The organism is Micromonospora sp. NPDC049497 (genome assembly GCF_044465805.1).
In the GTDB taxonomy this organism is placed as follows: Bacteria; Actinomycetota; Actinomycetes; order Mycobacteriales; family Micromonosporaceae; genus Micromonospora.
Genome location: NZ_JBITMC010000001.1, coordinates 667,067 through 688,197, shown reverse-complemented (window position 1 = coordinate 688,197; position 21,131 = coordinate 667,067). Strand labels below are relative to the sequence as shown.

The following is a 21,131-nucleotide window of genomic DNA, read 5'->3' as shown; positions in this document are numbered from 1 at the left end:
CTGGGCCATGATCCACGTCATGGCCACCCGCCTAGCCCGACACACGAATCCGGCCCAGGCAACCAACACCTGAGCCGAATTCTCAAACACTCACTTAACGCATTCTGCATAGGAGAGGTCCCCTCTTAACTCTGACGGTCGAGAGTCCGGCGGTGCCGGCCGGCGGTCAGGGTCGGCGCCACCGGGCGGCCCGGCGTGGCGCTCGGCCGCTCCGGCCCCTTCTTCGCGCCCGGCGGAGTGAGCCGGAAGGCGGCCGGTACGCGGGCCACGCCGACCACGATCGGCGGGGCGAGCAGGTCCGCCATGTCCGCGGGGAGGTCGGGGCGCACCGCCGGCCAGCGGGAGTCGTCGACCGACCAGTACGCGGCGTCGGGGCTGTCCGTCACCCCCTCCTCGCGGATCGGGTCGTCGCCGGACACACGGTGCTTGGCCATCGGGAATGCCTCCACGAAGCTGCGGGGTACGGCCCTGCGGGGTCGCTGCGGCGGACATGGAGGCCAACGAATCCCCCCGCCACCCGGTGACGGGGGCGGCGCGCGGTGGGGCGGTTGTTAAGAAGGGCCCCCTCTACAACGCCAGGCGTTAAGAGGGGGCCCTTCCTTACACCTCAGTCGAAGATGGGGCCGAGCTCGCGGGAGCGCTTCAGCTCGTAGAAGCCGGGCGTGCCGGCCACGAGCAGCACGCCGTCCCACAGCCGACCCGCCGCCTCGCCCTTGGGAGCGGGGGTGATGACCGGGCCGAAGAACGCCACCGGGGTGCCGTCCGGACCCGGAGCGTGGATGACCGGCGTGCCGACGTCGGTGCCGACCGGGCGCATGCCGGCCTCGTGGCTGGCGCGCAGCGCCTCGTCGTAACCGGCGCCCTCGGCCGCGTCGGCCAGCGCCGGGTCCAGCCCCACGTCGGTCAGCGCGGCGGCGAACAGCTCCGGTGACAGCTTCTCCTGCCCGAGGTGGATACGGGTGCCGAGCGCGGTGTAGAGCTTCCGGACCGCGTCCGAGCCGTACCGCTGCTCGACGGCGATGCAGACGCGGACCGGTCCCCACCCGGTGCGCATCAGTTCCTGGTACTGCTCGGGGAGGTCCCGGCCCTCGTTGAGCACCGACAGGCTCATCACGTGGAAACGGATCTCCACGTCCCGGACCTGTTCGACCTCCAGCAGCCAGCGAGAGGTGATCCACGCCCAGGGGCAGATCGGGTCGAACCACATGTCCACGGCGACACGCTCGCTCACGGTGGGGTCCCTTCACGACGGGTGGCGCCGGCTCTTCGGCGCCTGCACCGATCTTCACCCCGCCGGCGGCCGAGGGGTACCGGAATGAGAGCGTGACCTGGCCCACCGCGGTACCCCGGTGCATGGAAGACTCGGATCGCACCGGTCGTCACGAGCGGTCGGGGACGGCGCCGCGGCGGCGTACGGCGAGAATGGGATGGAGACGAACAGTGCCGGGAGTGCGCAACCTGACACAGGTCGAGGCGACCGAACGGGCCCGCCTCCTCGATGTGACCGGATACGACATCAGTCTGGACCTGTCCAGCGCCGTCCAGGCGGCCACGGGTCGCACCTTCCGGTCGACCACCGAGGTCCGCTTCCGGTGCACCGAGCCCGGCGCCACCACCTTCATCGAGGTGGCGGCCGACTCGGTGCGGTCGGCGACGCTCAACGGCACCGCGCTGGACCTCAGCGACTGGTCGGCGGCGAAGGGCCTCGTCCTGCCCGGCCTGGCCGGCGAGAACACGCTGGTGGTGGACGCGGACTTCGCGTACTCGAACAGCGGGCAGGGCCTGCACCGCACGGTGGACCCGGTCGACGGCGAGACGTACCTCTACAGCCAGTTCGAGACGGCCGACGCGCAGCGGGTGTTCGCCGCCTTCGACCAGCCCGACCTCAAGAGCGTCTACACCTGGCACGCCACCGTGCCGGCGCACTGGACGGTCGTCTCCAACATGCCGGCGGAGCGCGAGGAAGCGGCGGGCGAGGACCTCAAGACCGTCCACTTCGCCGAGTCCGCCCGGATGAGCACCTACATCACCGCGCTCTGCGCCGGGCCGTACCACCAGGTGCGGGACAGCCACGACGGCATCGACCTGGGCGTGTTCTGCCGGGCCTCGATGGCGCAGCACCTGGACTCCGACGACCTGTTCCTGATCACCAAGCAGGGCTTCGACTTCTTCCACGAGAAGTTCGGCGTGCGCTACCCGCTGCCGAAGTACGACCAGCTCTGGGTGCCCGACTTCAACGCCGGCGCGATGGAGAACTTCGGCTGCGTCACGCACGCCGAGTCGCACTACATCTTCCGCTCCCAGGTCACCGACTTCGAGTACGAGCAGCGGGCCAACACGATCCTGCACGAGCTGGCGCACATGTGGTTCGGTGACCTGGTCACCATGCGCTGGTGGAACGACCTGTGGCTGAACGAGTCGTTCGCCGAGTGGGCCAGCCACTGGTGCAACACCCACGCCACCCGGTTCGGCGACGCGTGGACGACCTTCCTGTCGATCCGGAAGAACTGGGGCTACCGGCAGGACCAGCTCTCCTCCACCCACCCGGTGTACTGCGAGATGCCGGACCTGGAGGCGGTCGAGGTCAACTTCGACGGCATCACCTACGCCAAGGGCGCGAGCGTGCTCAAGCAGCTCGTCGCGTACGTGGGCGAGGAGCCGTTCCTGGCCGGGCTGCGGGCGTACTTCGGCAAGCACGCCTGGGGCAACGCCACCTTCGACGACCTGCTCTCCGAGCTGGAGGCCGCCTCCGGCCGGGAGCTGCGCAAGTTCGCCGCCCAGTGGCTGGAGACCGCGCAGGTCAACACGCTGCGCCCGGAGGTGACGATCGGCGCGGACGGCACCTACGAGCACGTGGTGGTCCGGCAGGACGCGTCGGCCGGGCACCCGACGCTGCGGACGCACCGCATCGGCGTGGGCCTGTACGACCTGACCGACGGCCGGCTGGTCCGCCGGGAGCGGCACGAGGTCGACGTGGCCGGCGAGCGGACCGAGCTGGCCGAGCTGACCGGGGTAAGGGCGGCCGACGTGCTGCTGCTCAACGACGACGACCTCACGTACGCCAAGCTGCGCCTGGACGAGCGGTCGATGGCCACGGTGGTGCAGCACATCGCCGGTCTCGAGTCGTCGCTCGCCCGGGCGCTGTGCTGGACCGCCGCCTGGGACATGATCCGCGACGCCGAGCTGGCCGCGCGGGACTACGTGGCGCTGGTGCTGGCCGGGCTGCCCGCCGAGACCGACATCAACCTGGTCACCGCCACCCTGCGGCAGGCGACCAGCACGCTCGTCTTCTACGCCGACCCGGCCTGGGCGCCGACCGGCTGGGCGGAGCTGGCCCGCACCGCGAAGACCGCGCTGGCCGCCGCCGAGCCGGGCAGCGGCTTCCAGATCGCCTGGGCCCGCGCGTACGCCTCGGCGGCCCGCTCGCCGGAGGACCTGGCGGTCCTGCGCGGTTGGCTGAGCGGCGGCGAGGTGCCGGCGGGGCTGACCGTCGACACCGAACTGCGCTGGACGGTCCTCCAGTCGCTGGTCGCCAACGGTGCGGCCGGTCCGGCCGACATCGAGGCGGAGCTGGCCGGTGACCGTACGGCCAGCGGCGAGCGGGAGGCCGCGTACGCCCACGCGCTGGTGCCGACGCCGGAGAACAAGGCCGCGGTCTGGGCCGAGCTGACCGGGCCGGACGCGCTGCCGAACTGGCGGCACCGGGCGCTGCTCCAGGGCTTCGCCCACCCGGCCCAGGTCGCGCTGGTCGCCCCCTACCGGGACCGGTACTTCGCCACCGTCGCCCAGGTCTGGGCCAGCCGGGACAGCGAGCCGGCGCAGGAGTTCACCCAGCTGGCGTACCCGGCGTACCTGGTGGACGACGAGACGGTGGCGGCGACCGACGCGTGGCTGGCCGGCGAGGGCCACCCGGCGCCGCTGCGCCGGCTGGTCGCCGAGGGCCGCGACGGCGTCGTCCGCGCCCTCGCCGCCCGCGCGAAGGACACGCAGAGCGCCTGAGCAGAAGTACGCGGCCGGGGCCGGTGTGGGCACGTCCCACATCCGGCCCCGGGCGAGATCGGGGTCCGAGTGCCGGCCGGCAAGCTCTTCCCGGACGTCACGGTCCGCAAGCCAGGTGCTCCCCGGGGCCGGATGTGGGCGACTCCGCCGGACGTCGCGCTGGTCGTCGAGGTGGACCCGAGCGCCTGGCCCCGCTGAGAGCAGACCACGGACGTACCGAAGCCCGGCCCGCGATCACGCGGGCCGGGCTTCGTCGTAGGTAGGGCGCGCTCAGCCCTTACCGGCGTGGCTGGCGAGCTGGTCGAGGCCGTTGATGATGCCCCCGGCCAGGTCGCCACCGCCGAAGGCCGCCACCATGGAGAGCGCGGCGAGCCGGGCGTACGTGTCGGGAATGCGCTTGCGCGCGTGCCGGCCGGTGACGATCTCCAGCTGACGCTGGTTGGGCGACACGGCGATCAGGACGGACTTGTCGGGCTCGGCGAGCTGGCGGTGCAGCCGCTCGGCGTGCTCCCGGACCGGCTCGTCGAGGCCGCCGACGAAGACCGAGAAGACCAGCCCGGTGCCCTGGTCGGCCTGACGCAGAGCTTCGTCGATGCGCAGCAGCTGGCGGGTCGAGAACGGCCCGTCCAGCACGTCGGGCGGGGTGTCCGTCCCCGACTGGGGCCGCATCTCACCAACGGTCACTTGCGCCTCCGGTTCCACCGGCCGGCGCCTGGACGCCGGCCTGCTCCTGCTTGCGGCTGGTCAGCGCCGGCGCCTGCGCGCCCGCGGCCAGCGCGGTGCCGGCCGAGTCGGCCAGCTGCTCCGGCCGGCCCAGGAACCAGACCGGAGTGAAGTCGAAGGGCCGGCCCGGGCGGTAGCGCTTGGCGCCGCCACCACCACCGCCGCGGCTACCGGCGTACGCCAGGCCGGCGATCACCAGCACCGCGGCCGCCGGGATGCCGACGAAGACCAGCAACGTCTCGGTTACAGACAATCCCAACGCCCCCAGGCGGAAGAAGAGATTTTCGGCGAGCGGGCCGGGTGGACGCTCATCGCTCCGACCTCCCGACTCCGCTGCCATTCACGTTAGCGGAGCCGACGGCCCGCCAGATTGCGGGGTGGCGATCCCATCCGCCACTGGCGTACTCCAGTTGCGCAGCGGTGGCGACCAACCTCGCGTCGTCGCCGTACCGGCCGCTGAGCAACACTCCCACGGGCAGACCCTCGGCGGTGACACCGACCGGCAGGGAAACGGACGGATCGCCCGTCACGTTGAAGATGGCACAGTACGGAGAGAAGCGCCGCTGCCGGTCGAAATCCTCCGCCGGGTCGCCACCGGAGGTGAACCAGCCGACGGGTGCCTGCGGCGCGGCCAGGGTGGGGCAGAGCAGCAGGTCGCAGTCGGCGGTACGGCGGGCGCCGAGGCGTACCTGCGCCTGGAGTTCGCCCAGGGTGGCGGTGAGGGTGCCGGCGGAGATCTCCGCACCCCGGGCCCGCAGGTACCGCGTCAGCGGCAGCAGGTCGCTTTCCCGCTCCAGCGGCACGGGGGCGAGCGCCAGCACGTACCAGACGAGCTCGAACAGCGGCCACGACGCCGGCCCGAGCGGCGACGCCACCTCGACCACCTCGTGGCCGGCGGCGGTGAGCAGCGCCGCGGCCCGGTCCACGGCGGCGACGCAGTCGGGGTGCACCGGCTCGTCGGCGAGCATCGGCGTGGTGAAGCGGCCGACGCGCAGCCGGCCCGGCTCGGCGGCCCGGGCGACACCGAGCCAACCCCCGGCGGGTTGGGCCGGCGGCAGGTACGGCTCCCCCGCCACCGGGTGGGACAGCACGTCGAGCAGCGCCGCCACGTCGGCGACGGTTCGCCCGATCGGCCCGTTGGTCGGCAGCCCGTACGCGCCGAAGCCGAGCGGTCCGCCGGAGACCAGCCCCCGGCTGGGCTTGTAGCCGACCAGCCCGCACATCGACGCGGGGATGCGCAGCGAGCCACCGCCGTCGGAGCCCTGCGCGACGGGCACCAGCCCGGCCGCCACGGCCGCCGCCGCGCCGCCGCTGGAGCCCCCGGCGGTGTACGCGAGGTCCCACGGGTTGCGGGCCGGCGGGGCGACCAGCCCCTCGGAGTAGAGCGAGCAGCCCAGCTCCGAGGTGGTGGTCTTGCCGAGGCTGATCAGGCCGGCGGCCTTCATGAAGCGGACCACGTCGGCGTCGACCGGCGGCACGAAGTCGGCGAAGGCGGCGGAGCCGAAGGTGGTGCGGACCCCGGCGGTGAGGGTGAGGTCCTTGACCGCCGTCGGTACGCCGTGCAGCGGGCCACGGTCCACGGGCGGAACGGTGTCGGCGGCGTCGGCCGCGGCGAGGGCCGCCTGGGCGGTGACGGTGACGAACGCACCCACCGTGTCGCCGAGCGCGGCGACCCGCTCCAGGTGGTGCGCAACCAGTTCGCGGCTGGACAGCTCGCCGCGCCTGATCGCGGCGGCCTGCTCCAGCGCCGTCAGGTCGTGCGGCTCGGCCATCCCCTCATCCTGCCCGGTGGGACGCCGACGGCGGGGGCGACACGACCGACCGCCGGGCGGCGAGGACGCCGGATGCCGCATATCGCGGTGACAGGGGCCGCCCGGGATTGGCGGCCGGCGACACGGCGACGGACGATGACGTATCGATGAACATGCATCGATCGGTTCCCGACCGCCCACCACCATCGGCACCGGAACCGGACCCTCCGCACCCCACAGGGAGCGACCACATGCCATCCGCAGCCCCCACCGTCCCCCGGCACGGTCCCCGTCCCGGACCGGCCCCCCGCTGGGCCACCGCCACCGTCCGGGCGGTGCTGACCCTGCTCCTGGTCGGCGCCGGCCTGACCGCCGCCCCGCCCGCCCAGGCCGCCGCGAGCCCCTACCAGCGCGGCCCCGATCCCAGCGTGGCGAGCATCGAGGCGAGCCGCGGCCCGTTCGCCATCGCCCAGACCACCATCGCCGCCTCCAGCGTCAGCGGCTTCCGCGGCGGCACCGTCTACTACCCCACCAGCACCGCCGAGGGCACCTTCGGCGCGGTGGCGATCTCCCCCGGCTACACCGCGACCCAGTCCAGCGTGGCCTGGCTCGGCCCCCGGCTGGCCTCGCAGGGCTTCGTCGTCGTCACCATCGACACCCTGTCCCGCTACGACCAGCCGGCCAGCCGTGGAACCCAACTGCTCGCCGCCCTCGACCACCTCACCAACACCAGTACGGTGCGGACCCGGATCGACCGGAACCGGCTCGCCGTGATGGGCCACTCGATGGGCGGCGGCGGCAGCCTGTCCGCGGCGAACGCCCGGCCGGCGTTGCAGGCCGCGATCCCGCTGACCGGCTGGCACACCGTCAAGAACTGGTCCGGGGTACGCGTCCCGACGCTGGTCGTGGGTGCGGAGAACGACTCCATCGCCTCGGTGACCTCGCACTCGGAGCCGTTCTACACCAGCCTGCCGTCCACCCTGGACAAGGCGTACCTCGAACTCAACGCCGCCAGCCACTCGGCGCCCACGTCACCGAACGTGACCATCGCCAAGTACAGCATCTCCTGGCTGAAGCGGTTCGTGGACGACGACACCCGCTATGAACAGTTCCTCTGCCCGGCGCCACGCGGCACGGCGATCCAGGAGTACCGGGACACCTGCCCCCACTCCTGACCCCTGCTGCCAGCGGTGGACGCGCCACTTCCCGGGAAGCGCAGCGCGTCCACCGAGGCGCCCGGGACCCCGGATCGCACGGTCGATCAGGCGACCTGCCGGTCCATGCCGAGAAAGCGCAGGGCGTTGCCGCCGAGGATCCGGGCGCGCTGCGCGTCGGTGAGGAAGTCCGACCGGTGCACCACCGCGCCGACCGGGCGCTCCCCCAGCGGGTACGGGTAGTCGCTGCCGAGCAGCACCCGCTCGGCGCCCATCGTGTCGACCAGCAGCCGCAGGGCGGCCGGCTCGAAGACCACGGAGTCCACGCTGAACCGGTCGACGTAACGGCTCGGCGGCATCGTGGAGGCGCCGCGTACCAGGTCGTTGCGGCGGTGCCAGGCGTTGTCGGCGCGGCCCAGCCAGAACGGGAAGCTGCCGCCGCCGTGCGCGAAGCAGATCCGCAGCGTCCCGGGCACCCGGTCGAAGACGCCGCCGAGGATCAGCGCCAGCACCGACAGGTGCGTCTCGGCGGGCATGCCGGTGAGCCAGCGGGCCATCCAGCGATCCAGTCGGGGACCACCGGGCATGTCCCAGGGATGCACGAAGACCGGCGCGCCGACCTCGGCACAGTGGGTCAGGAACTGCACGATCCCCGCGTCGTCCAGGTCGCGGTCGCCGACGTGGTTGCCGATCTCCACACCCACGTGGCCCGACGCCAGGCAGCGGTCCAGCTCCGCGCAGGCCGCGTCCGGGTCCTGCAGCGGCACCTGGCAGAACGGCACGAGCCGGTCGCCCCCGGCCGCGGTGACCTCCAGGGTCAGGTCGTTGAAGATCCGGGCGACCTTGACGGCCTGGTCCGCCGGGCGGTCGTAGGAGAAGAACACCGGGGTCGGCGAGACGACATGCACGTCCACGCCGTCGGCGTCCATGTCGGCCAGCCGGGTCGGCGCGTCCCAGCACGCCGCGCCGACCGGCCGGAACTCCGTCCCGCCCACCATGATCATGGCGGCGCGCTCGGAGTCGATCCGCAGCCAGGGCCAGCCGGACCCGCCGCACGCCGCGGCGAGGTCCGGCCACCCCTTCGGTACGAGGTGCGTGTGGACGTCGACGACAGGTGGCCGCATCAGCCCTTGCCCGGGTGCAGCGTGCCGCAGTTGTCGCAGGTGCGGGCCTTCTCGTCGGTGTAGAACGCCTGGAACACCGGGGGCAGGTCGGCGGCGATGTCGCGGACCTGCAACTCCACCTCGTGCACCTTGTGCCCGCACTCCGGGCAGTACCACTGGAACCTCTCCAGCGTGCCCTCCTCACGGACGCGTTCGACCACCACACCGATCGAGCCGGCCTCCGGCCGCTGCGGCGAGTGCGGGGTGTCGCGCGGCAGCATCCACATCTGCCCCTCGCGCACGTGCACCGTACGCGGCCCCTCCGGGAGCATCAGGTTGATGTGCATGTTGCCCTTGACCTGGTAGAAGAACTCCTCGTACGGGTCGACGTGGAAGTCCGTGCGCTGGTTGGGGCCGCCCACCACCATGACGATGAAGTCGTCCCCGCCCGGGAACATCTCCCTGTTGCCCACCGGCGGCTTCAGCAGGTGCTGGTTCTCGGCGATCCAACCGGGGAAGCTGAACGGCTCCGCGATCTCACTCACGACGACTGACCTCCTTGTGTGGGGAGCAGGGCGACGGCCTGCATCTCGATCAGCAGGTGCGGATGGGGTAGCTGGTGGACCGCGACGGTCGTCCGGGTGGGGCCGGTGGCGTCGAAGAACTCCGCCCACACCTCGTTGTAGCCGCCGAAGTCGTTCATGTTCACCAGGTAGCTGGTGACCTGGACGAGGTCGCCGAGGTCGGCACCGACCGAGCGCAGCAGGTCGCGGATGTTGCCGATCACGGCCCGGGTCTGCTCCCGGACGTCCAGGTTCGTCGTGCCGAACTCGTCCACCTCGACACCGGCGAAGCTGTTGTCCGGCCGCCGGGACGACGTACCGGAGACGAAGACGAAGCCGCCCGCGACCTTGACGTGCGGAAACGCGCCCCGCGGGACGGCCTTGCCGGCCACCACCCGGGCCGTCATGCCGACGCCCGCAACGACGCCGTGCCCAACTTCTCCACCACGGCCCGGACGTGGGTGCCGGGGCGCAGCGGCACGGCGGCCGTCGCGGCGCCGGCCAGGAAGACCCAACCCTCCTCCAGGCGTACGCCGTGCCGGCCGGCCAACCGGACACCCTCGTCGAGGGCCCGGCGCGGGTCACCGAGGATCGCCGCCGTCGAGCCGACCTGGGCGACCCGCCCGTCAATCTCCAGCAGCACACCGAGGTTGTCCAGCCCGTCCGGCACCGGGCTCCACGGTCCGACCACGAAGGCGGCGGCCGAGGTGTTGTCCGCGACGACGTCGGGCAGCGAGAAGGTGAAGTTGGCGTAGCGGGAGTCGATCAGCTCGATCGCCGGTGCCACCGCGCGCACCGCGTCGGTGAAGGAGCCCAGCGGCTCGCCCGGCTCGGGCAGGCGGTCCAGCAGGAACGCGACCTCCGGCTCGACCCGGGGGTGGATGAAGGCACCGTGGTCGACCGTGCCGCCGTCGGGGACCCGCATCGCGTCGGTGAGCCGCCCCCAGATGACCTCGTCGACGTTGACCTGCGCCATCTTGGCCCTGCTGGTCAGGCCCATCTTCAGGCCCACCAGCCGCTCGCCCCGCTCGATGCGACGCTGGACCAGCGCGGTCTGCACCGCGTACGCGGCGTCGACGTCCAGGCCGGTGTCGGCGGCCAACTGGGCGATGGCGGTGGCGTTGTCCGCGGCGCCGCCCAACTTCTCGGCGATCCCCGCGATGTCCGGCCCGATCATGCGGTCTCCTCCTGCTCGCGGCGGCCGGCGAGGTCCAGCGCCACGTCCACGATCATGTCCTCCTGGCCGCCGACCATCCGGCGCCGGCCCAGTTCGACGAGGATCGAACGGACGTCCACGCCGTACTTCTCCGAGGCACGTTCGGCGTGCCGGAGGAAGCTGGAGTAGACGCCCGCGTACCCGAGGGAGAGCGTCTCCCGGTCCACCTGGACCGGTCGGTCCTGCAACGGGCGGACGACGTCGTCGGCGGCGTCCATCAGCGCGAACACGTCGCAGCCGTGCTTCCAGCCGTGCAGCTCGGCGACCGCGACGAACACCTCCAGCGGTGCGTTGCCGGCGCCCGCGCCCATCCCGGCCAGCGACGCGTCCACCCGGACGGTCCGGCCGTGCGCGGCGTCCGCACCGGCCGGGGTGGCGCCGAGGATCCGCCCGTGCTCGACCGCGACCACACTGTTGGCCACGCCCAGGGAGAGGTTGTGGTGGGCGTGGATGCCGATCTGCGTCTCCGGCTCCAGCACCTGCCGGTACGCGTCGACCCGCTGGGCCACGTCCGACATCAGCAGCCGCCCGCCGGAGTCGGTGACGTAGACGCAGTGCGCACCGTACGACTCCATCAGCTTCGCCTGCGCGGCCAGCGCGGCCGGGTCGGCCATGTGCGACATCATCAGGAACCCGGAGACGTCCATGCCGTTCTCCCGGGCCCACGAGATGTGCTGGGCGGAGATGTCGGCCTCGGTGCAGTGGGTGGCGATCCGGACGCTGGCCACGCCGAGCGCCTTGGCCGCCCGCAGGTCGGCGATGGTGCCGATGCCGGGCAGGAGCAGGGTGGTCAGCTTCGCGGTGGTCAGCACCTCGGCGGCGGCGGAGATCCAGTCGGCGTCGCTTGCCGCGCCGTGCCCGTAGTTGACGCTGGACCCGGCCAGCCCGTCGCCGTGCGCGACCTCGATGGCGGCCACCCCGGCCACGTCCAGCGCCGCCGCGATGGTCCGCACCTGGTCCACGGTGTACCGGTGGGCGATGGCGTGCATGCCGTCGCGCAGGGTCACGTCCTGGATGTACAGGTCCGTCATGCGGTCACCGTCCTGCGAAGGGCGACCAGGCGCTCCGCGGTGCGCAGCGCGGCCGAGGTCATGATGTCCAGGTTTCCGGCGTACGCGGGCAGGTAGTGACCCGCGCCGGAGACCTCCAGGAAGACCGACACCTGGAGCCCGGTGAGGTGCCGCCCGAGCGACGGCACGTAGCTGTCGACCCGGTCGAACTGCACGTCCTGCTTCAGCCGGTAGCCCGGGACGTACTCCTGCACGGTCGCCACCATGTCCGCCACCGAGGCGGCGATCGCCGACCGGTCGGCGTCGGCGTCCGGGCAGAGACAGTAGACGGTGTCCCGCATGAGCAGCGGCGGCTCGGCCGGGTTCAGCACGATGATCGCCTTGCCGCGCTCGGCGCCGCCGACCACCTCGATCGCCCGCGCGGTGGTCTCGGTGAACTCGTCGATGTTGGCCCGGGTGCCCGGCCCCGCCGACCGCGAGGCGATCGAGGCGACGATCTCGCCGTACGCGACCGGGGTGACCCGGCCGACGGCGGCGACGATCGGCACGGTCGCCTGACCGCCGCAGGTCACCATGTTGACGTTCGTCTCGTGCAGGTGCTCGTCGAGGTTGACCGGCGGCACCACGTACGGGCCGACGGCCGCCGGGGTCAGGTCGACGACCGTCCGGCCGTGCGCGCGCAGCACCGCGTCGTTGTGCCGGTGCGCCCCGGCCGAGGTGGCGTCGAAGACCAGTTCGACGTCGGCGAACCCGGGCAGCGCGACGAGCCCGTCCACGCCCCCGGCGGTGGTCGCGACGCCCAGCCGCCGGGCCCGGGCCAGGCCGTCGGAGTCCGGGTCGATGCCGGCCATCGCCACCATGCGCAGGCTGTCACTGAGCCGCAGCACCTTGATCATCAGGTCGGTCCCGATGTTGCCGGACCCGATCACCGCCACACCCGTGCTCACTGGTCACCGCCCTTCGAGAAACACGTCCGGACCGAACCGAGGCCGGAGATCCGGGCCTCGTACGCCGCGCCGGGGGTCACCGGCACCATCGGGCCGAGCGCTCCGGAGAGCACCACGTCGCCGGCCCGCAGCGGGTCGCCGGAGCGGGCCATCGTGCCGGCCAGCCACTCCAACGCGTGCAGCGGGTTGCCGAGGCAGGCCGCGCCGGCACCGACCGAGACCGGCTCCCCGGCGTGCTCCAGGACCATCCCGCACAGCCGCAGGTCCACGTCGGCGAGCCGGCGCGGGGTGGTACCGAGGACGAACAGGCCGCTGGAGGCGTTGTCGGCGACGGTGTCCACGATGGAGATGTCCCAGCCGGCGATCCGCGAGTCGACGATCTCGATGGCCGGCAGCACGTGGTCCACGGCGCGCAGCAGGTCGGCGGTGGTGATCCGCCCGTCGGGCAGGTCGGCGCCGAGGACGAAGGCGACCTCGGCCTCGACGCGGGGCTGGAGCAGGCGGTCGATGCCCACCTCGGCGCCGTCCGGCACGGCCATGGCGTCGGTCAGGACGCCGAAGTCGGGCTGGTAGACGCCGAAGCTCTCCTGCACGACGGGGTTGGTCAGCCCGATCTTCGCGCCGACCCGCCGGTGGCCGTGCCGCAGCCACTCGCGGACCTGCACCTGCTGGACGAGGTACGCCGACGCGACGTCCCCCTCGCTCAGCAGCCGGCCGCGCAGCGGCGGGCAGGGCTTGCCGCTCTCCCGGGCCTCGGCCAGTTCCCGGGCGGCGGCTTCCAGATCAGAGGTCATGTGAGGTCCACGCAGACGTTGGTGAGTTCGGAGTAGAAGTCCAGCGAGTGCACGCCACCCTCGCGGCCGATGCCGGACGCCTTCACCCCGCCGAACGGGGTGCGCAGGTCGCGCAGGAACCAGGTGTTGACCCAGACGATGCCGGCGTCCAGCCGCGCCCCGGCCCGGTGCGCCCGGCCCACGTCCCGCGTCCAGACCGTCGCCGCCAGGCCGTACCGGGTGCCGTTGGCCAGGGCGTACGCCTCGTCCTCGTCGTCGAAGGGCGCGACGTGCACGACCGGGCCGAAGATCTCCTCGGTGTTGGTCCGGGCGTCCGGGCCCAGCCCGGTGAGCACCGTCGGCTGCACGTACGCCCCGCCGTCGCGGGCGTCGCCGAAGCGCGGCGTCCCGCCCCCGGTGAGCACGTCGGCGCCCTCGGCGCGGGCCAGGTCGTAGTGGCCGAGCACCTTCTCCCGGTGCTGGTGCGAGATCAGCGGCATGTTCGCGGTCGCCTCGTCGGCCGGCCACCCGTACGCCAGGTCGGCGGCCCGCTTCGCCAGGCGCGCGGTGAACTCCTCGTAGACCGGGCGCTGCACGTAGATCCGTTCGGTGCACAGGCAGACCTGCCCACCGTTGGTGAAGCTGGACCGCACCGACCCGGCGACCGCCGCGTCCAGGTCCGCGTCGGCGAAGACCAGCCCGGCGTTCTTGCCGCCCAGCTCGAAGCTCACCGCCTTCACCCCGTCGGCCGCCGCGCGCATGATCGCCCCGCCGGTGGACGACTCGCCGGTGAAGGTGATCGCGTCGACGTCCGGGTGCCGGGTGAGGAACTCCCCGGCCGAGTCCGGCCCGAAGCCGTGCACCAGGTTGAACACCCCGGCCGGCACGCCGGCCGCCGCCATCACCTCGGCGAGCAGCGTCGCCGAGGCGGGCGTCTCCTCGCTCGGCTTCACCACCACCGCGTTGCCGCAGGCCAGCGCGGGAGCGACCTTCCAGGTGAGCAGGAGCAGCGGCAGGTTCCAGGGCACGATGACGGCGACCACGCCGACCGGCTTGCGGACCGCGTAGTTGAGCGCCCGGCCACCGGTCGGGGTGACCGTGGTGAACGACTCGGTGGGCGCGGTCGCCACGATCTCGGCGAAGGCCCGGAAGTTCGCCGCGCCGCGCGGAACGTCGAGCGTACGGGCCTGGGAGATGGCCTTGCCGGTGTCGGCGACCTCGGCGGTGACCAGGTCGTCGAAGCGGCGTTCCAGCTCGTCGGCGACCCGGCGCAGCACCTCCGCCCGCTCCCGCTCCCCCATCCGGCCCCACGGGCCGCGCAGCGCCGCACGCGCCGCCGCGACCGCGTCGTCCACGGTGGAGCCGCTCGCCTCGGCGACCTCGAAGACCGGCTCGCCGGTCACCGGGCTGCGCTTGGTGAACCGGCGTCCCGCCTCGACGAACTCGCCGCCCACGAAGTTGCGCAGCAGGCCCGGCCCGTCGGGCGACCGACCGGCCGTCAACCGGGGATCCCAGACGGTCATCGACGCCTCCCTCGTTGCGTGCCGGCGGCCGGGCCACCGGACGTCCGACCGACCAGGGCCCCGACCGCACCGGCCACCAGCAGCGCCGCTCCGGCGGCGACGGCACCGAGCACGCGGTGCTGCCGGCGGACCCGGCGGCGCACCTCGTCGTACGGGGTGGTCGAGAAGGACACCAGCTCGTACTGCGAAACGTACCGGCCGGGAAGGGCCCGTTCCAGCGCGTGTTCCACCCGGCGGCCCAGCCGGAACAGCGGCGAGGCGACCTTGTCCCGCATCTCCACGAAGTTGGTCAACGCCATCCGCGCGATGGCCTCGGCGTTGACCTGCCGGCGGTGCTGGAACAGCGGCAGCGCCGCCGACCAGTCGTCGGCGCACTCGTCCAGGCACCGGTCCAGCTCGACGACGTCCTCGAACGCGGCGTTGGCGCCCTGGCCGTAGAACGGCACGATGGCGTGGGCCGCGTCGCCCAGCAGAGCGACCCTCCCGTCGACCTGCCACGGGTCGCAGCGGACGGTGCCGAGCACGCCCACCGGGTTGTGCTGGTAGTCGTCCACCAGGTTCGGGGCCAGCGGCGGCAGGTCCGGGTAGTGCGTGGCGAAGTGCCGCTCGATCGCCGCCGGGCTGCCGAGCGAGGCGAAACTCGCGGTGCCGTGGGTGGGCCAGAACAGCGTGCAGGTGAACGAGCGGTCCGGGTTGGGCAGCGCGATCATCATCGAGGTGCCGCGCGGCCAGATGTGCAGGGCCTCCGGGTCCAGGGCGAAGTCGCCGTCGACCGGCGGGATCGTCAGCTCCTTGTAGCCGTAGTCGAGGAAGTCCAGGCTCTCGGTCAGCAGCCCGTACCGCAGCAGTTGTCCCCGCACGGCGGAGCCGGCACCGTCGGTGCCCAGGACGACCGACGCGCTGGCCGCGACCGTGCCCTGCGGAGTCTCGAAGGTCATGTCGCCGCTGGCGGGGTCGAGCCCGACCAGCCGGTGGTCGAAGGCGACCCGCACGCCGGGCAGCGCGGTGGCGGCGTCCAGCAGCGCGTTGTTGAGCGCGCCCCGGCTGATCGAGTTGATCGCCCGGTCACCGGAGACGCTGTACGACTGGAAGTGCGACTCTCCCGAGACCGGATGGATCATCCGGCCGCGCATCGGCAGGGCGTCCGCCATCACCTGCTTGTCCAGTTCGATCCGGCGCAGCGCGTCGAGACCCCGCTCGGACAGCGCCAGGTTGATCGAGCGTCCCCGCTCGACCGTGCCGGTGCGGGGGTCCGGCCGCCGCTCGTAGATCGCCACCGGGTAGCCCCGGCGGGCCAGGAAGCAGGCCAGCAGGCAACCCGCCAGCCCGGCACCGACCACCGCGATCTCGTCCCGCCGGGTCATGACCGTCCCTCCACCGTCGCGGCCAGCGCCTCGGCGACGCGCCAGCAGTCGTGGTACGTCGAGTAGAGCGGCACCGGGGCGAACCGGATGATGTCCGGCTCCCGGGCGTCGGCGATCACGCCGTGCTCGTACCGCAGCCGCTTGGCCAGCCCGGCGGCGCTGCCGGCGCCGATCCGCACGGAGAGTTGGCAGCCCCGGCGCGCAGGGTCGCGCGGGGTGACCACGGTCAGCGGCCGGTCGGCGGTCACCTCGTCGAGCAGCCGTTCCAGCCAGCCGGTGAGCCGCAGGCTGCGCTCCCGCAGCGCCGGCATGCCGACGGAGTCGAAGATCTCCAGCGAGGTGCGGACCGGGCCCATCGCCAGGATGGGCGGGTTGGAGATCTGCCAGGCCTCCACGGTGGCCGGCGGCCGGGACACCGGGGTCATCTCGAAGCGGGTGGCCGACTCGGTGCTCCACCAGCCCTCGAAGCGGGGCAGGTCGGGATCGCCCAGGTGCCGCTCGTGGACGAAGACGCCGGCCAGCGCACCGGGCCCGGAGTTCAGGTACTTGTAGGAGCACCAGGCGGCGAAGTCGACGTCCCAGTCGTGCAGGGCCAGCGGGACGTTCCCGGCCGCGTGCGCCAGGTCCCAGCCGACGACGGCACCGGCGGCGCGGCCGGCCGCGGTGACCGCCGGGATGTCGAGCAGCTCGCCGGTCAGGTAGTTGACCCCGCCCAGCAGCACCAGCGCGACCGTGTCGCCCTCGGCGGCGAGGAAGTCGCAGACGTCGGAGGTGCGCAGGGTGTCCTCACCGGCCCGCGGCGTCAGCCGGACCACCGCGGTGTCCGGGTCCAGGCCGTGGAACCGGGCCTGGCTGCGGACGGCGTAGCTGTCCGAGGGAAAGGCGGTGTCCTCGATGACGATCCGGGTGCGACGGCCCGCCGGCCGGTAGAAGCTGACCATCAGCAGGTGCAGGTCGACGGTGAGGGAGTTCATCACCACGACCTCCGCCGGGCGGGCGCCGACCAGTCGCGCGGCGGGCCCGGTGAGCAGCTCGTGGTACGGCAGCCACGGCCGGTTCGCCTCCAGGTGCCCCTCGACGCCCAGCCGCGCCCAGGCGTCCAGGTCGGCGAGGAGGTCGTCCCGGGTCGCCCGGGGTTGCAGGCCGAGCGAGTTGCCGGCCAGGTACGCGGTCTCGGGGTAGCGGCCCCCGTCGGCCGGCGGCACGTGGAACAGGTGCCGGTGGCCTCGGTCGGCCGCGTCGAGGCGATGGGCCTCGTGTTCCAGGGTGTGCATCTCGTGTTCTCCGGTCACATCGCGGTTCGGGCCGACCACAGCTCCGGGAAGACCACCCGGGCCATGCTGCGCTGCAACCACGCCAGGCCGGCCGAACCACCGCTGCCGACCTTGGCGCCCATCGTGCGTTGCACCGCCTTGACGTGGTTCCACCGCCAGTCGCCGAACTGCTCGGCCACCTCGGCCAGGGCCTCGCCGAGCAGGCGCAGGTGGTTGTCCGCTCCCTCGTCGTCGTAGATCCGCACCCAGGCCGCCTCGACGGCCGCGTGCGGCTCGTGCTCCCCGGCGACGTCCCGCTCCAGCAGCTCGGCCGGGAGGTCGTGGCCGTGCCGGGCGAGCAGCGCGACGACCTCGTCCCACACGCTGGGGGCGGCGAGGGTGGCCGTCAGGTCCGCGTACACGTCGGTCTGGCGGCGGAACGGCCGGATCAGCGCCGGGTCCCGGAGCCCGAGCAGGAACTCCAGGTGGCGGTACATCGCGGACTGGAAGCCGGATCCCTCGCCGAGCAGGTTGCGGAACCGGTTGAAGTCGGCCGGGGTCATCCAGCGCAGCCCCTTCCAGGCCGCGTTGAGCCCCTCCAGGTGCAGGGCGGCGCGACGCAGCGGGGCCAGGGCGTCCCAGACCCGGTCCTCCCGCAGCAGGCGGGACGTCTCGCGCAGCTCGTGGCAGGTCAGCCCGAAGTACAGCTCCATGATCTGGCTGACCATCAGGAACGACATCTCGCCCGGGTCGTCGCTCAACGGCGTCTGCAACCGGTGCAGCGTGCTGGCCTGCACGTACGCGTCGTACGGCACGCGCTCGGTGAACTCCAGGGTGGGCTCGCCGCCGTTGCGGGCCGCCCGGGCGGCACGTTGACGCGGGGTGACCGGCCGCACCGCCGCCCGGTTGGCCGCTCTCGGGTCCGTCCGTTCCACGTTCCGCTCCCTCCGCTCGCACCGTTCCACCGGCGACACACCGGTGAACGTCATGATCTCGCGGTGGGAACCGCCGACGGAATGCCGAAGCAACGGCGCTGGTCAGGTGGGACCTCTGAGATGAAAGGCGATAGGCGGCATCGGGTTGGAGAACGTAAGGTCGGAGCGTGGACGAGATGGACTGGGCGCTGCTGCGCGAGCTTCAAGCCGACGCACGGCTGTCCTTCAGTGAGCTGTCGCGCCGTGTGCACCTCTCCCCGCCGGCCGTCGCCGAGCGGGTGCGGCGGCTGGAGGAGTCGGGCGTGATCACCGGCTACCACGCGCACGTCGACCTGGCCCGCGCCGGTCGCACCGTGGTCGCGCTGATCCGGATGTCCTGCTACGGGTCGCGCTGCATCCTCAACGACCCGGAGGTGGCGGGCTGGCCGGAGATCATGGAGATCCACCGGATCACCGGCGACGCGTGCAGCGTGCTCAAGGTCGCCGCCGGCTCGATCGGCGAGTTCGAGGGGGTCATCGACCGGCTCGCCCCGTACGGCCAACCGTCCAGCACCATGGTCCTCTCCACCCCGCTGGAGTGGCACCCGGTCGCTCCGCTGGGCGGAAAGGAAGGGCCCCCCGTTAACGCCTCCGGTAGAGGAAGGGCCCCCGCTTAACACGCCGTCCCTCCGTGTGCCTGGCCGACCAGCGGGAAAGCACCGCGCGTCGCCCCAGCAGGACCGGTGCACCGGTGCCGGGAGGGAGGATCATGCGGGGTCTGCGACCGTACCCGAGTGTGTTCAAGGCCTCGGGAGTCATCGTCCGACTGCTCGGGGCGCTCGTCCTGATCGGGGCGTTCGCCCTGGTCGGAGCCGCGCCGGCCCGGGCGGAGGAGAACACCTTCGTGGAGGTGACGCCCAACCCCGCCCAGGCGGGCACACGGGTGAGCATCCGCGCCAGCTGCGACAACGCCAACAACGAGCAGGCCACCGTGCACTCGGACGCGTTCGACCGGGTCGTGCTGCGACCGGACAACGGGTTCCTCACCGGACAGGTCACCGTGCCGGGCAGCAAGGAACCCGGTGACTACCCGGTCGACCTGCGCTGCGACAACGGCAGGACCGCGACGTCCACGTTCACCGTGCTGGACATGGCGCAGCCCACCAAGGGACCGGCGACCGGGGGCGGCGGCACGGCCGGCGACACCGGTCCGGGTTCCCTGCTGCTGATCGGGGGCTTCGCCGCGGTGGCGCTCGCGGTGGGGTTCGGCTTCTTCGGGGGCCGCCGTCGTACCACCGGGGCCGGTTCCTGACCCGCCGTCGCCATGGCCGGCTCACACAGGCGTAGCAGAGAACCGGGGCGCGTCGGCGCCGCCACCCGGCGGGCGCTGCGCGCGTCCGGCCGGGTGGCCGCCGTGACCGCACGACGGTTGCGCCGGGTGGCCGGGGAGGCCGGCGTGGCGAGCGTCCCGACCACGGACCCGGCAGCCGGGCCGCTGCCCGTGCGTCAGCGACAGCGCCGGGTGGCCGCCGGGCGGCGGTGGCTGGCACCCGGACGGCACCCGGGGTTCCCGATCCTCGTGATCGGTACGCTGATGGCGCTGATCGTGACGATGCTCGGGGTGGAGCGCATCACCGGCTACCGCGTCCTGCCGGACCGGTTCATCGCCGGACTGCGGCCACCGCCGAAGAAGTTCCCCGTCCTGCCGGCGAGCCCGCCGGTCGGCCTCGAGATCGACACGCTCGACCTCGAGGCGCCCGTGCACAGCGTCGGGCTCGCCTCCGACGGCGCCATCGCCGCACCGGACTCCACCCGCGCGCAGGAGGCCGGCTGGTACGACCAGGGCCCGACCCCGGGTCAGTACGGGCCGGCGGTGATCGTCGGGCACGTCGACACCAACTCCGGACCGGCCGTCTTCCACGAGTTGCGGCAGCTCGGCGAGGGCGACCGCATCGAGGTGACCCGCACCGACCGCACGGTGGCGGTCTTCGAGGTGAACGAGGTGGAGCGGTTCGACAAGGAGCGCTTCCCCACCGACGAGGTCTTCGGCGACTTCAGCCGCCCCAATCTGCGGCTGGTCACGTGCGGCGGCCGGTGGGTGGGCGGCGGGACCGGCTACGCCGACAACGTGGTGGTGTTCGCGTCCCTCGTCCAGGCCCGCGAGAACTGACGGGCCGGCGGCTCAGGCGGCCTCGGGCTCGCGGAGGTCCAGCCAGTCGGCCCAGCGCGGATCCGGAGCCCGGTGCCCGAGCACCCGCCAGGCGGTGCCCTTCGGTGCCGCCGGCAACGCGTGCAGCCGCCATCCGAGCTCGGCCGGGGTCTTGTCGCCCTTGGTGTGGTTGCAGCGGGCGCAGGCCGCGACCACGTTCTCCCAGGCGTGCCGGCCGCCCCGGCTGCGGGGGAAGACGTGGTCGATGGTCTCGGCCGGCCCCCGGCAGTACGCGCAGCGCCAACCGTCCCGGGCGAAGATCGCCCGGCGGGAGAGCCCGACGTGGGTGCGGTACGGCACCCGGACGAAACGGGTCAGACGGACGACCGACGGCACCGGGAGAGCGTTGCGGGCGCTGTGCAGCACCCCTTCGCCGTCGGCGACGCAGACCGCCTTGGCGGACAGCACGAGAATGGCAGCACGACGCACCGACACGACACACAGCGGCTCGTAGGTGGCGTTGAGAACCAGCGCGCCGGAGCCCACCGTGGGTCGTATGTCAGGCATCGCGCTCACCCTCCCGGTTCAGCGGCCCCATGCGTGCCACCGCCGACCGGGGAATTGGGCGCAGCGACCCACCACGGCCGACGCCGGCCGGATCACCGACGTCCGTGCGCCAATAGTCCCTG

23 protein-coding genes are annotated in these 21,131 nt (G+C 72.9%); 6 read left to right on the top strand and 17 right to left on the bottom strand.

The genetic code is table 11. The annotated features are described in order from the left end of the window. Positions 1-125: 125 nt before the first annotated feature. Positions 126-434 carry a hypothetical protein gene (locus ACIBR0_RS03245; protein ID WP_396712427.1) on the bottom strand — a complete coding sequence of 103 codons (309 nt, stop codon included), beginning with the start codon at positions 432-434 and terminating at the stop codon, positions 126-128. Positions 435-607: 173 nt separating this feature from the next. Then, positions 608-1,231, bottom strand: a complete 624-nt coding sequence (locus tag ACIBR0_RS03240) for a DsbA family protein (protein ID WP_396712426.1) — start codon at positions 1,229-1,231, stop codon at positions 608-610. Positions 1,232-1,449: 218 nt separating this feature from the next. Between ACIBR0_RS03240 and pepN the strand changes: the two genes are divergently transcribed. Continuing rightward, a complete protein-coding gene (gene pepN / locus ACIBR0_RS03235; protein ID WP_396712425.1) occupies positions 1,450-3,999 on the top strand; it encodes an aminopeptidase N in 2,550 nt (849 codons plus the stop codon). 69 nt (positions 4,000-4,068) lie between these two features. After that, positions 4,069-4,197 carry a hypothetical protein gene (locus ACIBR0_RS03230; protein WP_396712424.1) on the top strand — a complete coding sequence of 43 codons (129 nt, stop codon included), beginning with the start codon at positions 4,069-4,071 and terminating at the stop codon, positions 4,195-4,197. A gap of 72 nt (positions 4,198-4,269) precedes the next feature. Here the strand turns inward: ACIBR0_RS03230 and ACIBR0_RS03225 are convergent, their stop codons facing one another. The 3 genes from ACIBR0_RS03225 to ACIBR0_RS03215 all read right to left on the bottom strand — a co-directional run bounded on the left by ACIBR0_RS03225 (position 4,270) and on the right by ACIBR0_RS03215 (position 6,494). Beyond that, positions 4,270-4,683, bottom strand: coding sequence for a DUF5130 family protein (locus ACIBR0_RS03225; RefSeq protein ID WP_357037281.1), 414 nt, complete (start codon positions 4,681-4,683; stop codon positions 4,270-4,272). Continuing rightward, the gene (locus ACIBR0_RS03220; RefSeq protein WP_357037286.1) at positions 4,670-4,957 is read right to left on the bottom strand and encodes a hypothetical protein; all 288 of its coding nucleotides are present in this window, start codon (positions 4,955-4,957) and stop codon (positions 4,670-4,672) included. The genes ACIBR0_RS03225 and ACIBR0_RS03220 overlap by 14 nt, the downstream gene beginning before the upstream one ends. A gap of 73 nt (positions 4,958-5,030) precedes the next feature. Next, a complete protein-coding gene (locus ACIBR0_RS03215) occupies positions 5,031-6,494 on the bottom strand; it encodes an amidase (protein WP_396712423.1) in 1,464 nt (487 codons plus the stop codon). A gap of 230 nt (positions 6,495-6,724) precedes the next feature. Here ACIBR0_RS03215 and ACIBR0_RS03210 point away from each other — a divergent pair, with 230 nt between their 5' ends. Beyond that, positions 6,725-7,648, top strand: a complete 924-nt coding sequence (locus ACIBR0_RS03210) for an alpha/beta hydrolase (RefSeq protein WP_396712422.1) — start codon at positions 6,725-6,727, stop codon at positions 7,646-7,648. Between the two features lie 86 nt (positions 7,649-7,734). Here ACIBR0_RS03210 and ACIBR0_RS03205 read toward each other — a convergent pair whose 3' ends face one another. Genes ACIBR0_RS03205 through ACIBR0_RS03155 form a run of 11 tightly spaced genes read right to left on the bottom strand, consistent with a single transcriptional unit; the run spans position 7,735 to position 18,314 of the window. Next, entirely contained in the window at positions 7,735-8,751 is a 1,017-nt protein-coding gene (locus tag ACIBR0_RS03205) for an amidohydrolase family protein (RefSeq protein ID WP_396712420.1), read from the bottom strand. Beyond that, the gene (locus ACIBR0_RS03200; RefSeq protein WP_396712419.1) at positions 8,751-9,275 is read right to left on the bottom strand and encodes a 3-hydroxyanthranilate 3,4-dioxygenase; all 525 of its coding nucleotides are present in this window, start codon (positions 9,273-9,275) and stop codon (positions 8,751-8,753) included. The genes ACIBR0_RS03205 and ACIBR0_RS03200 overlap by 1 nt, the downstream gene beginning before the upstream one ends. Then, positions 9,272-9,700, bottom strand: coding sequence for a RidA family protein (locus tag ACIBR0_RS03195; RefSeq protein ID WP_396712418.1), 429 nt, complete (start codon positions 9,698-9,700; stop codon positions 9,272-9,274). Before ACIBR0_RS03195 ends, ACIBR0_RS03200 begins: the two co-directional genes overlap by 4 nt. After that, entirely contained in the window at positions 9,697-10,470 is a 774-nt protein-coding gene (locus ACIBR0_RS03190; protein ID WP_396712417.1) for a 2-keto-4-pentenoate hydratase, read from the bottom strand. The genes ACIBR0_RS03195 and ACIBR0_RS03190 overlap by 4 nt, the downstream gene beginning before the upstream one ends. Further along, positions 10,467-11,540: a 4-hydroxy-2-oxovalerate aldolase gene (dmpG, locus tag ACIBR0_RS03185; RefSeq protein WP_396712416.1), complete on the bottom strand. Its 1,074-nt coding sequence runs from the start codon at positions 11,538-11,540 to the stop codon at positions 10,467-10,469. Before dmpG ends, ACIBR0_RS03190 begins: the two co-directional genes overlap by 4 nt. Continuing rightward, positions 11,537-12,466: an acetaldehyde dehydrogenase (acetylating) gene (locus ACIBR0_RS03180; protein ID WP_357032948.1), complete on the bottom strand. Its 930-nt coding sequence runs from the start codon at positions 12,464-12,466 to the stop codon at positions 11,537-11,539. Before ACIBR0_RS03180 ends, dmpG begins: the two co-directional genes overlap by 4 nt. Further along, positions 12,463-13,260 carry a 2-keto-4-pentenoate hydratase gene (locus ACIBR0_RS03175; protein WP_396712415.1) on the bottom strand — a complete coding sequence of 266 codons (798 nt, stop codon included), beginning with the start codon at positions 13,258-13,260 and terminating at the stop codon, positions 12,463-12,465. Before ACIBR0_RS03175 ends, ACIBR0_RS03180 begins: the two co-directional genes overlap by 4 nt. After that, on the bottom strand, positions 13,257-14,762 hold the full coding sequence (locus ACIBR0_RS03170; protein WP_396712414.1) for a 2-hydroxymuconic semialdehyde dehydrogenase: 1,506 nt from the start codon (positions 14,760-14,762) through the stop codon (positions 13,257-13,259). The genes ACIBR0_RS03175 and ACIBR0_RS03170 overlap by 4 nt, the downstream gene beginning before the upstream one ends. Then, on the bottom strand, positions 14,759-16,126 hold the full coding sequence (locus ACIBR0_RS03165; protein WP_396712413.1) for an FAD-dependent oxidoreductase: 1,368 nt from the start codon (positions 16,124-16,126) through the stop codon (positions 14,759-14,761). Before ACIBR0_RS03165 ends, ACIBR0_RS03170 begins: the two co-directional genes overlap by 4 nt. Beyond that, complete coding sequence (gene kynU, locus ACIBR0_RS03160) at positions 16,123-17,400, bottom strand: kynureninase (protein ID WP_396712412.1); 1,278 nt, start codon at positions 17,398-17,400, stop codon at positions 16,123-16,125. Before kynU ends, ACIBR0_RS03165 begins: the two co-directional genes overlap by 4 nt. 14 nt (positions 17,401-17,414) lie before the next feature. Beyond that, positions 17,415-18,314, bottom strand: coding sequence for a tryptophan 2,3-dioxygenase (locus ACIBR0_RS03155; RefSeq protein WP_396712411.1), 900 nt, complete (start codon positions 18,312-18,314; stop codon positions 17,415-17,417). Between the two features lie 167 nt (positions 18,315-18,481). On the opposite strand from ACIBR0_RS03155, the gene ACIBR0_RS03150 reads away from it, so the two are divergent. The 3 genes from ACIBR0_RS03150 to ACIBR0_RS03140 all read left to right on the top strand — a co-directional run bounded on the left by ACIBR0_RS03150 (position 18,482) and on the right by ACIBR0_RS03140 (position 20,463). Further along, a complete protein-coding gene (locus ACIBR0_RS03150; RefSeq protein ID WP_396712410.1) occupies positions 18,482-18,970 on the top strand; it encodes an Lrp/AsnC family transcriptional regulator in 489 nt (162 codons plus the stop codon). A gap of 92 nt (positions 18,971-19,062) precedes the next feature. After that, positions 19,063-19,605 carry a hypothetical protein gene (locus ACIBR0_RS03145; protein ID WP_396712409.1) on the top strand — a complete coding sequence of 181 codons (543 nt, stop codon included), beginning with the start codon at positions 19,063-19,065 and terminating at the stop codon, positions 19,603-19,605. 12 nt (positions 19,606-19,617) lie between these two features. Then, positions 19,618-20,463 (top strand): class F sortase, encoded by an 846-nt coding sequence (locus ACIBR0_RS03140; RefSeq protein WP_396712408.1) that lies wholly within the window; start codon positions 19,618-19,620, stop codon positions 20,461-20,463. A 12-nt stretch (positions 20,464-20,475) separates the two neighbouring features. Here ACIBR0_RS03140 and ACIBR0_RS03135 read toward each other — a convergent pair whose 3' ends face one another. Then, positions 20,476-21,009 (bottom strand): HNH endonuclease, encoded by a 534-nt coding sequence (locus tag ACIBR0_RS03135; protein ID WP_357037730.1) that lies wholly within the window; start codon positions 21,007-21,009, stop codon positions 20,476-20,478. Positions 21,010-21,131 lie beyond the last annotated feature (122 nt).